Genomic DNA, 14,516 nt, shown 5'->3' with positions numbered 1-14,516 from the left:
CCCGGAACAGGAGCTTACCGTTCCAGGGGGCGTCTTTCGGGGATCTGGGAGACATCGCCTCCCTCCCGGGATTTTTCGGGGGAGAGAAAGAGTCCGCAGAAGCATTGTCCGTAGTCGGCGATGTCCGGGGCAGCGTATGTGCACGGACAGATGATGTCCCGGTCTTCCTGGCGGAGGCCCTCTCCGTCCCGGCATGGACAGAGGTAGTAGCCGTAGCGGTTTACATTGTCGGTAAGGCCTTGAGCAATCCGTTGCCGGAATTGCGCATCTCCCACCGGGACCCACCCGTAATGTCGGGCGGCTTTATCAATAAAATGCTGTGTTTCCTCGACAGTTCGCTGCTTCACAGGGGCCCTCCTGAAAGGTCCTCAGACCTAGAGATCCAGGGCTCGTGTCCAGACCGATTCGGTAAATCCGGAGAATGCCCGTTGATGATCCACCACGAGAATCGGAAAGACCACGACGTTGTCAAAGCGGTCCGAAAGTTCCCGCTTCACCGCGCGCTTTGTCGATTGGTCGATCAGGTCCAGGTGAATGTACTGGAACTGGACGCCCGACGTGGTGAGAAAATCAATCGCCTTGTGACAGAAGGCGCAGGTAGAGAGAGAAAAAACCGTTACCTCGTGATCCCTCAGGGGGCCATCCACTGTTTCGAACGTAAGAGAATCTATTGCTTTTTCCACACCCTAAAGGTAGTTCTTTTTTCTCATGATTTTCAAGGGATACCCGGGAGATATAGCCCCGGTGCGGTGTCCCGGCGTGGCGGAGGCTCTTCTCCGGGGTATTGCGGGGAGCTATTCGTAAAGCTGGGGATTGATAAAGCGGTCGGGATCAGAAACAAAGGGCGGCGCGGCGGTGGTGTTCACGTGAAAACGGAAGACCAGGCGTGTCGATCGCCGGGGATCCCGATCGGCAAAGGAAACCACCTGGGGATCTCCGGCAAAGACCCTCTTGAGCAAGGGCGAGTGATCCAGGATGAGTTGTGTTCGGGGGGTCGTCCAGTGGAGCTCCAGAATGATCGCGGTTATGGTGAGGAGCGGTTCCGGGTCGTCCTCGTCCAGGGTGACATCCTCGTCGGGAAGAACACCCTGCCGGGATTCCTGATCAGCGGCACCCCCCGGAGTTGTGCAGCTTCCCAGGAGGATGATCAGGGCCAGTGCAAAGGCAGGAGCAATCCCCGTGATGTGCCGACAGGTGACCATCAGACCCCTGAGGGATGGATCGTTGAAGAAGAACCAGAACCAACCGGGCCTGCCTTGCAGGACCCTTTCATTCACGGGACACACCATGGATAGTAATAATAATACGCCAAACCAGAGACGCCAAACCAGGGGCTCGAGCCCCAGGAGTAACAAGGGAGGGACGGTGACCACCCCGGTCGGAATGTGATATCTTCCTGTGCGATGACGAAGTACGACGAGAATTCGATCAAAACCCTCTCCAGCCTGGATCACATACGTCTGCGTAGCGGGATGTATGTGGGGCGCTTGGGGGATGGCAGCAATTTTGAAGATGGAATCTACATCCTGATCAAGGAGATCGTGGACAACGCGATCGACGAGTTTATCATGGGCCACGGTCGGAAGATCGAGATCAAGCGTGATGACGACGGAACGATTACGGTTCGTGACTATGGCCGGGGGATCCCCCTGGGAAAGTTGAAAGATGCGGTAAGTCAGATCAATACCGGGGCAAAATACAACGACGAGGTCTTCCAGTTCTCCGTGGGGTTGAACGGAGTGGGGACCAAGGCGGTAAACGCCCTGTCGGAGCATTTTCACGCTGTCAGCTTCCGTGACGGTGCCTGGGCCGAGGCGATCTTCGCTGCGGGGGTTCTCAAAAAACATCGCCAGGGGAAGAAAAGCAGTCAGAAAGACGGCACCTGGGTTCAGTTCAGGCCGGATCACAGTCTCTTCGGGGAGTATCAGTTCAACGAGGAGTTTATCCTCCAGCGACTGTGGAACTACGCGTATCTCAACGCGGGACTTGCGATCCTCTATAACAAACAGAAGATTTTTTCCAACGGAGGATTGAAAGATCTGCTGGCCAATGAGGTGGGCGATGCAGAACTCTACGGAATTGCTCATTATCGGGATGAACGTCTGGAATTCGCCCTCACCCACACTTCCAATTACGGAGAAACCTACTTCTCCTTTGTGAACGGCCAGTTTACCGCTGACGGAGGAACCCATCAGAGTGCCTTCCGCGAAGGAGTGCTCAAGGGTGTCAACGAGTTTTTCAAGAAGAACTACGCCGGAGAGGATGTCCGGGAGGGGATCGCCGGGGCTGTAGCGGTGCGGCTCAAGGAGCCCCAGTTCGAGGGACAGACAAAAAACAAGTTGGGTAACTCTGACATCCGCGGATGGATCGTGAACCAGGTCCGGGAGGCCGTGGCGGATTTCCTCTTTCGCAACCAGGGGGCTGCCAAAAAACTGGAAGCAAAGATCACCCAGAACGAGAAACTTCGCAAGGAGCTTAATACTGTCCGAAAAGAGAGCCGGGAGGCCGCGAAGCGTATCTCCCTGAAGATTCCCAAGTTGAAGGATTGCAAGTTTCACCGGGGCGATCGGGACAAGCGCGGCGAAGAGAGCACGATCTTCATCACCGAGGGAGACAGCGCAACGGGGAGCATGGTAGGGGCACGCGATGTTTACACCCAGGCGATTTTTTCACTCCGGGGAAAGCCCCAGAACATGTATGCGAAGAAGCGGGGCGAGATCTACCGTAACGAAGAGCTCTACAACATGATGATGGCCCTGGGAATCGAAGAAGACGTGGCCACTTTGCGCTACCAGCGAATCGTTATCGCCACCGACGCCGATCACGACGGGTTTCATATCAGGAATCTTCTGCTTACTTTCTTCCTCCAGTATTTTGAGGAACTGGTCGTGGCAAATCACATGTACATCCTTGAGACGCCCCTGTTCCGGGTCCGAAACAAGAAGGAAACACGCTACTGCTACTCCGAAGCTGAACGGGCCCGGGCGGTCCAGGAAATCCGGGGCGCCGAGGTAACCCGCTTCAAGGGGCTCGGCGAAATATCACCCCGGGAGTTCGGTCAGTTCATCGGCGAGGACATGCGGATTGTCCCGGTGAATCTGAAAACCATCAAGGATATTCAGGAGACCCTGACCTTTTTTATGGGAAAGAACACTCCGGAACGACGGGCCTTTATTATGGAGAATTTGATCTGATGGCCTACGTACATACTCTGTTTAACTCCAACTTTCTGGAATACGCCAGTTACGTTATCAAGGATCGGGCCATCCCCCACGTGGAGGATGGCCTGAAACCGGTGCAACGGAGGATTCTTCACTCCCTTCTGGAAGTGGACGACGGCAAGTTTCATAAAGTGGCCAACGTGGTCGGTCACTGCATGAAATACCATCCCCACGGGGATGCCTCCATCTACGAAGCTCTGGTGGTGCTGGCCAACAAGGGGCTGTTCATCGATACCCAGGGGAACTTCGGGAATATTTTCACCGGGGATCGCGCCTCGGCAGCACGGTATATCGAGTGCCGGATCAATCCTATCGCCAAGGAGATCCTCTGGCGTCCCGAGCTGACAGAATACGTCGAGAGTTACGACGGCCGTAATCGGGAGCCTGTGGTCTTTCCCGCCAAGATCCCCCTGGCCCTGGTGCTTGGAGCCGAGGGAATCGCCGTGGGGATGTCCACGCGGATCTTGCCCCATAATTTTGTCGAGGTGATCCGGGCGGTGCAGGCAGCGTTGCGGGGAGAAACGGTAGAGCTCTATCCCGATTTCCCCACGGGGGGGCTTCTCGATGTGTCGGATTATGCCCAGGGGCAGGGAAAGGTCCTGGTTCGGGCAACTCTCGATACGAGCGATGAGAAACGGATCGTGATCAGGGAGATCCCCTTTGGGACTACCACGGAGTCTCTCATCGCTTCGATTGAGAACGCTACCCGGCGAGGGAAGATAAAGATTGCCCAGATCAACGATTATACCTCGGAGAACGTGGAAATCGAGATCCGCCTGCCTCGGGGTGTCTACACCCAGGATGTAGTGGATGGCCTCTACGCCTTCACCGACTGTGAGCAGTCGATCTCGGTGAATCTCTTGATGATTCATGAAAACAAACCCCGCCTTTTTACCGTGCCCGAGGTGATCCAGTATCATGCCCGGCAACTGGTGACGCTCCTGGAGCGGGAACTTCGCCACGAAGAACAGGAACTCCTGGAGCGGTTGCACCTGCGTACGCTGGAGCGGATTTTTATTGAAGAACGAATCTACAAACGGATTGAGGAAGAACGGTCCCACCAGGGCGTTTCTGCAGCAGTATTCGATGGATTTATCCCGTTTCGCGCAGAGTTGGTGCGGGATGTCACCGATGAGGATATAGAACGACTTCTGAAGATTCCGATTCGGCGGATATCCCGCTATGATATCGAGAGAAACCTCCAGGAGGTTCAGGCGATCGGGCAACGCCTGGAGGCGGTCAGGGAGCATCTGAAGGATCTGGTAACCTACGCCCTGGCTTTTCTGGAAGGTGTTCTGGAAAATCACGGGGAGGCCTTTCCCCGGCTCACCACGCTTCAGGCGTTTCGCCGGGTGGATGTCCGCGAGGCTGCGCCCCGGGACCGGCAGCTCCGGTACGACGAAAAGACGGGGTACCTGGGTTACGGTCTTGCCGAAGGAACAGAGGTGGCCGCTGTATCCCCCTACGATCGGGTGCTCCTCATTGATGCCACGGCGGGGTACCGCGTTGTGGACGTGCCGGAAAAGCTTTTTGTCGGGGAGGGGCTCCTTCATGCGGGGCTGGCCGACAAGGAGCTTCTGGCCGAGACGGTCTTTACCCTGGTTTACTGTAACGATCAGGGGGCAGCCTGCTTGAAGCGGTGCGCTATCGAGCAGTTTATCCTGGGCAAGGACTATTCTCTTCTGCCTGAGGGTGCCCGGGTTCTGGCCTTCACCACCCTGGTTGATGGGGTGATTCGGCTGCGGTACAAGAAAAAGCCCCGGATTCAGAAGCTCGAGGAAGATTTTGATATTTCGGAGTATCTGGTAAAGAGCACTCGCGCCGGAGGGGTTCGTCTCTCTACCAAGGAGGTTTCCTCGGTAAAGGTTCTTACCAGCCGGGCCAGGTCAAGACGGAACCAGGCTTGATGGGTGCGGGGCCTGGCGGGGAGGGTAGCGCCCGTCAGGGCCGAAGCTCCCGGGCCTCTTCCGGCGGTGGTTTTGTTGCTTCCCGAGGGGTTTCCGGGGCCTTCCGCCGTTTGCGTGGCGGCCGACGGAGAAACTGAATCGTCAAGGGTGATGTACGAGGGTAGGTGTGGTAACTCTCGGAGGACCCCCGGATGATAAACCCCGGGACCCGATTGATTCTGGACAGGCCAAAGAGGGCGTAGCCTGCCAGGATGAGCGATATGATCCAGTAGAGGGCAGAGCTCCCCAGTTTTCCCATGCCCTGGGAGGCCGCCAGAGGGCCCGCTACGGAGCCGATGCCGTAGAAGACGTAGAGCGCGCTGGCGGACTGAACCATGTCCTCCGGAAGGAGCTGGTCGTTTACCGTGGCGATGGAGAGGGAATACAGGGGAATGGCAAATCCTCCAAAGAGGAAAGCTGCTCCAGTGAGAAATGGGCCCGGCCCGGGGGCAACCCCCAACCCCAGGGCTGCTATCATCCCGGCCAGGGAACTCACCAGAAGCGCAGCGCGACGTCCCGACCGGTCCGAGATAAGTCCCAAGGGCCATTGCATCGCCATCGTTCCCAGGGAGAAGACCAGCAGAAACAGACCGATTTTTCCCTCGCCGAGGCCCATCCCCTGGGCGTAGCGCGGAGCCAGACTCACGTGGGCGCCTGCCACCAGTCCGCTTGTTATAACGCCCATTGTTCCCATGGGAGATTTTTTCAAGACCCCCAGAAGGCGGATCTTCGTGTCCGTTATAAGGGCCTCGCCCTGAACCGTGGTAAGGGTGACAGGAAGCAGGCAGAGCGAGACCAGGATCGAAGTTATGCCGAATATTTCGAACCCTGCGGGAGAGAAATATCCGATCAGGGGCTGAACCAGGCCCATGGAAGAGAGATAGACGATGCCATAGGCAGAGAGGATTCGTCCGCGCAGGGCCTGAGGGCTTGCCACATTGAGCCAGCTTTCGACCACCACGAAAATGATCGAGAGGCACAGGCCGTGGAGTGTTCGCAGAACAATCCAGGCCAGGGGATCAATCAGGAGAACGTGGGCCAGGGAAGAGACCGAGGCCAGGGAAGCGAAGGCTGCGAAGGATCGCACGTAGCCGGCGTGCTTGATCACCAGGATCGCCAGAAACGAGCCCGCCAGCATCCCTGCGTAGTAGGCGGCGCTGATGATTCCGATGGTGCTGTCGGAGAATCCCTCGAGACCGCCTCGCAGGACCACAGCGGTATTCTGGAGGGCAGAGCCGCTTCCCAGGAGAAAGATACTCGCGAAGATGGCCAGGACTGTAGTAGTTACTCCGCGTTCGGGAAGATTCTGGCCGGTCACGGGGCCTCCTGGTGGTTGCGCCCGAGGCCGTGCCGGGGCGTGCTGGTATGGTCATCCCTCTTCACCCGGGGCTCCAGGTCGGGGAGGATCTCCTGGTACCGGCTCAGGGCCTGTGTTCCCGCCGGGGACAACCGGTAGGTGCCCCTCCGTATCCGATCGAACCAGCCATAGCTGTTTTTTGAGAGGATCTGCTGGGTTTGGGCCGGGGCGCCGGCCTGACGCAATTCTGCCGGTGAGGCTTCGTCCCGAGCCAGCAGGAGCTGGGCCACCCGGAGCGATCGCTGGCGCCAGGCCGTGAGGCGGGGGGCTCCCCCAGGGAGGCCTCCCCGGTCAAACTCGGCGTAGCGCCCGTCGATTTCCCGGAGAATCTCTATCCTGCGGCGGCGGGCGGTGCGGGGCTGGAAGGGCTGGGGGTGCAGGAGAACCTCGATCCGTGTTGTTCTCTGGAGAAACCGGACAACCAGGAGGCCCACTTCGAGACGCCGCAGAAGATCTTGCAGGGCGCGCCCTTTTCTCAGGGAGCTCTTGCTCCCCCGCAGGGGAACCGCAATATAGACCGCCTCGGTCAGAGCCTTGCGCCGGGCAGCCTGAAAAAGCAGATCCAGGGAGAGGCGGGTTTTCATCTCTATCACGATGAACTCTTCCGGTTTCTCGGGAGAGCGGGCCACCAGGTCGCAGTATTTTACTTCGGCCGAGACCAGGTAACCCTGTCCCTCCAGCCAGCTCCGAAGCGGATCAAACATCTCGGTTTCGCGCACGCTTCACCCTATCGCGGGAAAGGGTTTTCTGGGAAGAGTCGATTTTCCTGTTCTCTCGTGATATCTTTGTAACAGTAAGATTCCCCGGTTGTTTCCCGATACATAGGATGGTGAGGTGTCCATGAAAACGAATAAACGAGTACTACAATCAGCAATGCGGCCCGGCAGAATATTTCTTGTTCTTCTTTTGGGTCTGGCCGTCGCAGGGGTTTCCTTTGCCGGGGGGGCTCAAGAGAAGGCGCCTCCGGTTCTGGAGATTCCTCCCCAGCCGAGGCAGTTCATTTCTCCCGAGAACCAGGATGGCCTTCAGGATGTTCTTCAGCTTCCTTTCTCCAGCCTGGTGGTGCCCAGCGAGGACACGGTCATCATCGAGTACGCTCTCTCGGTTTTTGACGGCGACGGAAATCTGGTCTTTGAGCAACGGGAGCGGCAGCAGGAGCGGCGCGGGTTCTTCGGGAACCTCTTCGGCGGCGAGAAGCCCCGGGTGGAAATTCCCGAGACCCTGACCTGGGACGGCCGTTACGGGCTTCCCCAGGAACGTCTGCCCCAGGATGCCCAGGAGGGAGCCTTTGTCCCCGACGGCGAGTATACGTATCAGGTGTCGATCGTCGATGACGGCCGGAACGTGATCAGCAGCGCTCCCTTCAACGTAACTGTGGATAATACCCCGCCCGAGATCGGCGAGTTTCCTCCTCTGGAGTATACCATTTTTGCTCCTAACGGAGATGGCCTTCGCGATGACATCTCCTTTGAACTCCAGGGAAGCCGGGAATTGCGCTGGATCGTCCGGATCGTGGACGATCAGGACGACCTGGTTTTCGAGAAGGTTGTCGAGAACGAAACGCCCCGAAGGATGGAGCGGGATGTGCCGCCCCCGGCCAGATTTACCTGGGACGGCACCAGAAGAGTTCCCGGTGAGGAAGATCGCGCCCGGGCGCCCGAAGGAACCTATCGGCTGGTCCTGCGTGGTGAGGATCGTGCCGGCAACGTTGCCGAGGAGACACACCCCCAGGAGGTGACCTTAAGTCTGCAGGCTGCCGAGGTCGTTCTTGCACCGGCCGATGGAAACCGCTGGTTTTCTCCCAACGACAGCGGTGTCAGAGATACCCTGGTTGTGGATATCAACGCATCGGATCCGGATTTCTTTGACCGCTGGACTCTGGAAGTTCTCTCCCGGGGACAGGTTGTGCGCAGCGAGAGTGGTCGTGGAGCCCCTCCTGAAAAGTGGAATTTTGACGGACGCCGCCAGGACGGATCGCGATTCCCCGACGGCACGGTGGCATTGCGGTTGCGGGGTGTCCTGAAAAACGCCGTTGAGGTTCAGTCGGAGCCTCTGGATGTTTATATAGACACCGTGCCTCCCGAAGCCTGGCTGCGGGTCAACACAAAGCCCCAGGAAACTCCCCAGGGGGAACCTCTGGTTTTTGGAGCCGGCACCAAGGGCTCTGTGGCGGGGACGCTCCGTTTTGAGCGGGATGTATCCTGGCGCTTTCGGGTCTCTCTGGAAGGAGCTTCCCTTCTGGAGGGGGATTTGGAGGAGTTCTTCGCGATTTCCGGTCTCACCCCCCGGCAGGTGGGTTCATCGGAGATGAAAGAGGTTGAACTGGTCTGGGGCGGAGAGGATCTCACCGGCCGGGGCGATGCCCCCGACGGACGCTACGAACTTGTCCTGGAGGGCCAGGACCGGGCGGGCAACATCGGCTCGTCGCGGCCTCTCCGGGTCATAAAAGATTCTTCAACTCCCAAAGTGGAGATAACTGCGGAAAATCGACTGTTGGTCCCCCTCTCCCGGGGAGATCAGGCAGGAGTTGACTATCGCATATCCCTGGAAGATACCCAGGGCGTCCGGGAGTTCTCCTTCGAGATTCGAAACGATCAGGGGCGGGTTGTTCGCAGTGAGTATCGCCAGCGGCCTTTTGAGCGATTTCTCTGGAACGGAGTAAGCAACGGCGGCCGCGTTGTGGACGATGGCGAGTACTACGCCTCGGTGGAAGTGGTTTGGCAGAATGGTCACCACGCCCAGGCCGAAGATGACCGGCCCGTCCGGGTTGAGCGAGCACCGGATCCCCCCAAGGTAGGGATTACCCTGACACCTCTGCCGTTTTCGCCCGACGGGGAGGGTAAAAGCGATCTTCTTACAATTGCTCTGGACCTGAAGGCGGAGACGGAAATTCTCGACTGGAAGGTTGCTATCGATGATCCCCGGGGCCGTCCTTTCAAGCAATTTGAGGGTCGGGGAGAGCCTCCTCGGGAGCTGTCCTGGGATGGGCTGAGCGAGTCGGGAGAACTGGTGCAATCCGCCATGGATTACCCCGTTCGGTTTACCGTGAACGATTCCGAGGGGCATCAGGCCACGGCCGAGGCGGTGATCGCCACGGATATTCTGGTGATGCCCGACGGTGACCGTCTGCGTATCCGCATTGCCAGCATCCACTTCGCGGGAAATACGGCGGATCTCTTCATGAGCGATCGGGACAAGCTGGAACAGAACCTTCAGACCCTGAGAAGGCTCGCCCAGAGTCTGAACCGATATCCCGACCGCCAGATTGTGGTAGAGGGTCATGCTGCCCATGTATATCTCCAGTCTCCCGAGAGTATTGCCCGGGAACAGAGGGAGGAGCTTCTGCCGCTTTCGCGACGTCGGGCTGAAGAGGTCATGAAGGCCCTGATCATTCTTGGTGTCGATCGGGACCGCATGAGGGTTCAGGCTCTGGGTGGTGACCGTCCTGTGGTGCCGCATGAGGATCTGGATAACCTCTGGAAAAACCGACGGGTGGAATTTTTGCTCGACCGGTAGCTTCGGGGCGTGACAAAGGTGGCGGCATCCGGTAGGATACTGCCACCACTATCTTTTTTTCGCGCCCCTGCGGTTGCGTGAATGTACGATTACAGAAGATTGCAGAAGGAGATGCTATGTCAAAGGCACATCGGGGGACACCCCTTAAACAGGAAGTTGCGAACTCCGGACGGGGCAAGTGTCCCATCACCGGGCGTGACGGGGTAAAATTGCTCTACGAGCACGAGATTGACGGTGCAAAGGTGAAAATTTCCAAGATGGCCAAGGCCACCCTGGCAAACCAGAAAAAGCGCCAGGAAAAAGCCGAAGCTCAGGCGGGCGCGTAAGAGTCCGCAGAAGCACCCTGCCTGTGGCGATGCCCCGGTGCCTGGCACCGGTGGGTGTCGGCACGATTCCCCGGGGCGCTAACCTCTCCGGGGCCAGGTTGCCCTCTTGGCGGCTACGCCCCCGAGTGGGGGTTCAGCTCGGCCAGGATTCGGAGCCCCTCCAGGGTGAGCCACTGGTCTATCCGGTGAAAGAGCCCGGCCACCGGGGCCAGCTCTTCGGCAAATCCTCCCGTAGCAACCAGTACAGGTTTATCGGTTCCCATCTCATCGGACATTCGTTGTAACACCTCTTTCACCAGGCCCGTGTAGCCGTAGACGATCCCTGCCTGAATTGCGTGCATGGTGGTCCGGGGGAGGGCCGAGGGAGGAGGCTTGAGTTCTACCATGGGAAGTTGGGCCGTATTTGCAGAAAGGGCCCGCATGGCGCTGCGGATGCCCGGTGCGATGCTTACACCCAGAATTGCACCTCGCGAAGAGATAGCTGTAAAGGTAAGGGCTGTGCCGAAATCGACAACAATAGCCGCAGAGCGGAACTGGTGAAAAGCAGCGACAGCGTTTGCCAGGAGATCGTTTCCCAGTTCTGCCGGGATCGGAGCGCTTCGGTCAAGGCCGGTATTGAGATTCTTCTCTACGATCAGGGGAGGCAGGGGGCACAGCTTTTCCGAGACGGTGATAATTGCCGGGGTGAGCGCGGGGACGACCGAGCTGACCACGATCCGATCGATCGAGGCCAGCTCGTGCCCTGCCGTTGCCAGCAGATTGTGGAAGAGTACATGGTACTCATCGGCGGTCTTTTCAGGATCCGTGCGCAGACGCCAATGGTCGAGCCAGGTCGTCCCGGTATGAATACCGAAGGCGATATTCGAGTTTCCCACGTCCACCGTAAGAACCATGCGTCTCTACCTTAGCTTCTGGCAGCAGGAGGTGTCACGATAATCTTGTCCAGCCCGGGGCGCTTTGCGCAATCTTTTCCGACCGATGCGGCCCGTTCCGTATTCACATAGTCGGGTTTCTGGAAAGAGTAGGTGAACTTGGTGTGAACATCGTAGGTTCCTTCCACCAGGGCGTAGGTATCCTCGGTCATCACCAGCTCCTCGTCGGTGGGAATCACGAAGGCCTTCACCGGTGAATCGTCGGTGGTGATCACCGTCTCGGCGTTACGGGTCATGGAGAGGTCGTTCCGCTCTTCGTCGATGGTGATTCCCATGTAGGAGAGGCCGCGCAGGGCTACTGTCCTGACCTGGGGGCCTCGTTCTCCCACGCCTGCTGTAAAGACCACGGCATCGATTCCTCCTGTGGCTGCTGCGTAGGCTCCGATGTACTTCCTGATCCGGTATCCTTCAGCGTCGATGGACAACTGGGCCAGCTCGTCGCCCTGGGCCGCAGCATCTTCGATGTCCCGGCGGTCTACAAACCGTTCGGTGATTCCCAGGACTCCGCTCTTTTTGTTGAGGGTGCTCTCCATGTCGGCGGGACTCATGCCGGTGCGGTTCATCATGTAAAAGGGAATCGCCGGATCAATATCCCCGCAGCGGGTTCCCATGATCAGCCCTTCCAGAGGGGTGAGTCCCATGGAGGTATCCACGGAGACTCCGTTTTTTACGGCACAGACGCTGGCGCCGTTACCGATGTGGGCGATCACAATGTTTGTTTCGAAGGGATCTTTTCCCAGGAGAACCGCAGCCCGCTTGGCGGTATAGAGAAAGGAGGTGCCGTGGAAGCCGTAGCGTCGCACTCCGTGATCCCGGTACCAGGAGTAGGGGAGCGCGTAGGTGTAGGCCATGGAGGGCATCGTCTGGTGCCAGGCGGTATCCATGATCGCGCAGTGGGGGACCTTGGGGAGGACCTTGCGCGCTGCCTCGATTCCCATGATGTTTGCCGGATTGTGCAGGGGGGCCAGACTCTGAATGGAGCGGAACTCCTCCAGCACGGAATCGTCGACAATCACCGATTTTTTGAACTTTTCTCCCCCGTGAACCACGCGATGTCCCACGGCTTTTACCTCGTCCATGGAGGCGATTGCTCCCTTTTCGGGGTCCACCAGGGTATCCATGATAAGCTGGATCGCCTCGATGTGGCTGGGGCAGGGGTGAAGGAGTTTGAGCTCCTCTTTTCCGGGTACTTTGTGAATGATGACAGAGCCGTCGATGCCGACCCGTTCAACAATTCCCGTGGCCAGTCCTTTTTTGTTGCTCCAGTCGTACAGTTGGTACTTTGCCGAGGAGCTTCCGCAGTTCAGCGTCAAAATGATCATAATTGAGTGATCCTCCATGTAGGGTGTTCCTTCATTATTTCACAACCCCTGTTAATTTGGAAGGGCACCGGCGGTGATTGTGGAATCCCCGGGCGGCGTCTTCCGGGCCTGATCGTTCTGGTCTGGGTATCCTGTCTTGAACATTCGTGCGAACCCCGCTGTCTTTTGTGAAAAACTTGCGCCCTTGGAGAAGTGGGCGTACAATGAATCATTCTCACATACAATCAGGGAGGTTCGGAGATGAAGAAGTTGATTAATAGTCCCGACGATGTGGTCCAGGAATCGTTGCGGGGCATGGAAGCCGCTCACGCTGATATTTTGAAAGTGAACTACGATCCGGCCTATATCGTTCGGGCAGATGCGCCCGTGAAGGACAAAGTGGGCGTTATTTCCGGCGGCGGCAGCGGTCACGAGCCGATGCACGGCGGTTTTGTCGGCCGGGGAATGCTCGACGCGGCCTGTCCCGGAGCTGTCTTCACTTCTCCCACACCGGACCAGATGGAAGAGGCCACAAAGGCTGTTTCTTCCGGCAAGGGTGTCCTCCATATCGTGAAAAATTATACCGGCGACGTCCTGAACTTCGAGACTGCCGCTGATCTGTGCCAGGCTGAGGGGATCGAGGTCGAGGCTGTGGTCGTGGACGACGACGTAGCGGTGAAAGACAGCCTCTACACAGCGGGACGGCGGGGCGTGGGTACCACGGTGCTCATGGAAAAGATCGTGGGTGCCGCAGCGGAACGGGGCATGAGCCTCAAGGAGGTGGCTGATCTGGCTCGAAAGGTGAACGCCCAGGGCCGTTCCATGGGAATGGCTCTGACAAGTTGTACCGTTCCTTCGGCCGGGAAGCCCACCTTTGAGCTGGGAGAGGGCGAGATCGAGCTGGGCATCGGCATCCATGGCGAGCCAGGCCGTGAGCGAACATCCCTCAAGACGGCCCGGGAGCTGGTGGATTACATGGGCGAGGCAATCTTCTCGGATCTTCCCTACAAGAGCGGCGACGATGTGATCGTCATGGTGAACGGCATGGGGGGAACACCTTTGATCGAGCTCTATCTGCTCTACGCGGAGCTGGAGCGAGTTGCCAAAGCCCGGGGCATAACCATCAAGCGGCGCCTGGTAGGAAACTACATCACCTCTCTGGAGATGCAGGGTTTCTCCATCACGGCGCTCAAGTGCGATAATCAGATGGTGCAGCTCTGGGACGATCCCGTGCACACCGCAGGACTCAGGTGGGGAGTGTAAATGATCACCCTTTCGCAGATTCTGGCGTGGATTACGCAACTCGACACGGTATACACCGAGAACAAGGCCTATCTGACCGAGCTGGACTCGGCGATTGGTGACGCTGATCACGGCATCAACATGGCCCGGGGGTTTTCCGCCGCCCGAAAGGCGATGGAAGAGACTCCCCCGGCCGATATCGGGGCTGCCCTCAAGGCAGTCTCGATGACGCTGATCAAGACTGTGGGCGGAGCCTCGGGCCCGCTCTACGGAACGGTTTTTCTCAAAGCTTCTGTTACCTGCATGGGTCAGGAATCGATCGACGAGGAGGGGCTGGAACGGCTCCTTTCCGAGGGATTCCGGGGAGTTCAGCAGCGGGGGAAAGCCCAGGTGGGGGACAAGACCATGATCGATGCCTGGGACCCGGCTGTGACGGCCCTGAAGGAGGCGCGGGCCTCCGGTGGGGATGTGGCTGCCATGCTTCAGGCTGCAACGGCTGCGGCCGAGGCCGGTCGCGATGCTACGGTGCCGCTGGTGGCCCGCAAGGGTCGCGCCAGCTATCTGGGAGAGCGGAGCAAGGGGCATCAGGATCCCGGAGCAACCTCGACTGCGCTGCTTTTTGCTGCAGCCCGGGATACGCTCTCGTAATTCCCGAAATTTGTGTCGGGCTCCCCC

The 14,516-nt window shown here is 58.4% G+C and carries 13 protein-coding genes; 6 read left to right on the top strand and 7 right to left on the bottom strand.

Annotation, left to right across the window (positions count from 1 at the left end; genetic code table 11):
- Positions 1–14: 14 nt before the first annotated feature.
- The 3 genes from BW950_RS11460 to BW950_RS11450 form a co-directional block, all read right to left on the bottom strand.
- Positions 15–347, bottom strand: a complete 333-nt coding sequence (locus BW950_RS11460) for a ferredoxin-thioredoxin reductase catalytic domain-containing protein (protein WP_076489441.1) — start codon at positions 345–347, stop codon at positions 15–17.
- 27 nt (positions 348–374) lie between these two features.
- On the bottom strand, positions 375–683 hold the full coding sequence (locus tag BW950_RS11455) for a glutaredoxin family protein (protein ID WP_076489440.1): 309 nt from the start codon (positions 681–683) through the stop codon (positions 375–377).
- Between the two features lie 111 nt (positions 684–794).
- Positions 795–1,202, bottom strand: coding sequence for a hypothetical protein (locus tag BW950_RS11450; RefSeq protein ID WP_143559220.1), 408 nt, complete (start codon positions 1,200–1,202; stop codon positions 795–797).
- 201 nt (positions 1,203–1,403) lie between these two features.
- On the opposite strand from BW950_RS11450, the gene BW950_RS11445 reads away from it, so the two are divergent.
- Both BW950_RS11445 and BW950_RS11440 read left to right on the top strand, forming a co-directional pair.
- On the top strand, positions 1,404–3,194 hold the full coding sequence (locus BW950_RS11445; protein WP_076489438.1) for a DNA topoisomerase IV subunit B: 1,791 nt from the start codon (positions 1,404–1,406) through the stop codon (positions 3,192–3,194).
- Positions 3,194–5,128: a DNA topoisomerase IV subunit A gene (locus BW950_RS11440; protein ID WP_076489437.1), complete on the top strand. Its 1,935-nt coding sequence runs from the start codon at positions 3,194–3,196 to the stop codon at positions 5,126–5,128. Before BW950_RS11445 ends, BW950_RS11440 begins: the two co-directional genes overlap by 1 nt.
- A gap of 34 nt (positions 5,129–5,162) precedes the next feature.
- Here BW950_RS11440 and BW950_RS11435 read toward each other — a convergent pair whose 3' ends face one another.
- Together BW950_RS11435 and BW950_RS11430 are read right to left on the bottom strand one after the other, a co-directional pair.
- On the bottom strand, positions 5,163–6,485 hold the full coding sequence (locus BW950_RS11435; protein ID WP_076489436.1) for an MFS transporter: 1,323 nt from the start codon (positions 6,483–6,485) through the stop codon (positions 5,163–5,165).
- Complete coding sequence (locus BW950_RS11430; RefSeq protein ID WP_076489435.1) at positions 6,482–7,243, bottom strand: DUF2161 family putative PD-(D/E)XK-type phosphodiesterase; 762 nt, start codon at positions 7,241–7,243, stop codon at positions 6,482–6,484. The genes BW950_RS11435 and BW950_RS11430 overlap by 4 nt, the downstream gene beginning before the upstream one ends.
- A 121-nt stretch (positions 7,244–7,364) precedes the next feature.
- On the opposite strand from BW950_RS11430, the gene BW950_RS11425 reads away from it, so the two are divergent.
- Together BW950_RS11425 and BW950_RS11420 are read left to right on the top strand one after the other, a co-directional pair.
- The gene (locus BW950_RS11425; RefSeq protein WP_083943964.1) at positions 7,365–10,040 is read left to right on the top strand and encodes an OmpA family protein; all 2,676 of its coding nucleotides are present in this window, start codon (positions 7,365–7,367) and stop codon (positions 10,038–10,040) included.
- A 116-nt stretch (positions 10,041–10,156) separates the two neighbouring features.
- The gene (locus BW950_RS11420) at positions 10,157–10,366 is read left to right on the top strand and encodes a hypothetical protein (protein WP_076489433.1); all 210 of its coding nucleotides are present in this window, start codon (positions 10,157–10,159) and stop codon (positions 10,364–10,366) included.
- Positions 10,367–10,479: 113 nt separating this feature from the next.
- Here the strand turns inward: BW950_RS11420 and BW950_RS11415 are convergent, their stop codons facing one another.
- Entirely contained in the window at positions 10,480–11,259 is a 780-nt protein-coding gene (locus BW950_RS11415; RefSeq protein WP_076489432.1) for a type III pantothenate kinase, read from the bottom strand.
- A gap of 11 nt (positions 11,260–11,270) precedes the next feature.
- The gene (locus BW950_RS11410; RefSeq protein ID WP_076489487.1) at positions 11,271–12,620 is read right to left on the bottom strand and encodes an acetate kinase; all 1,350 of its coding nucleotides are present in this window, start codon (positions 12,618–12,620) and stop codon (positions 11,271–11,273) included.
- 240 nt (positions 12,621–12,860) lie between these two features.
- On the opposite strand from BW950_RS11410, the gene dhaK reads away from it, so the two are divergent.
- Together dhaK and dhaL are read left to right on the top strand one after the other, a co-directional pair.
- A complete protein-coding gene (gene dhaK, locus BW950_RS11405) occupies positions 12,861–13,862 on the top strand; it encodes a dihydroxyacetone kinase subunit DhaK (RefSeq protein WP_076489431.1) in 1,002 nt (333 codons plus the stop codon).
- A complete protein-coding gene (dhaL, locus tag BW950_RS11400) occupies positions 13,863–14,489 on the top strand; it encodes a dihydroxyacetone kinase subunit DhaL (protein WP_076489430.1) in 627 nt (208 codons plus the stop codon).
- Positions 14,490–14,516: the final 27 nt, after the last annotated feature.

This window comes from Alkalispirochaeta americana, assembly GCF_900156105.1.
GTDB lineage: Bacteria > Spirochaetota > Spirochaetia > DSM-27196 > Alkalispirochaetaceae > Alkalispirochaeta > Alkalispirochaeta americana.
Note: the sequence above shows the minus strand (reverse complement) of the source record. Positions and strands in the feature narration are given on the sequence as shown.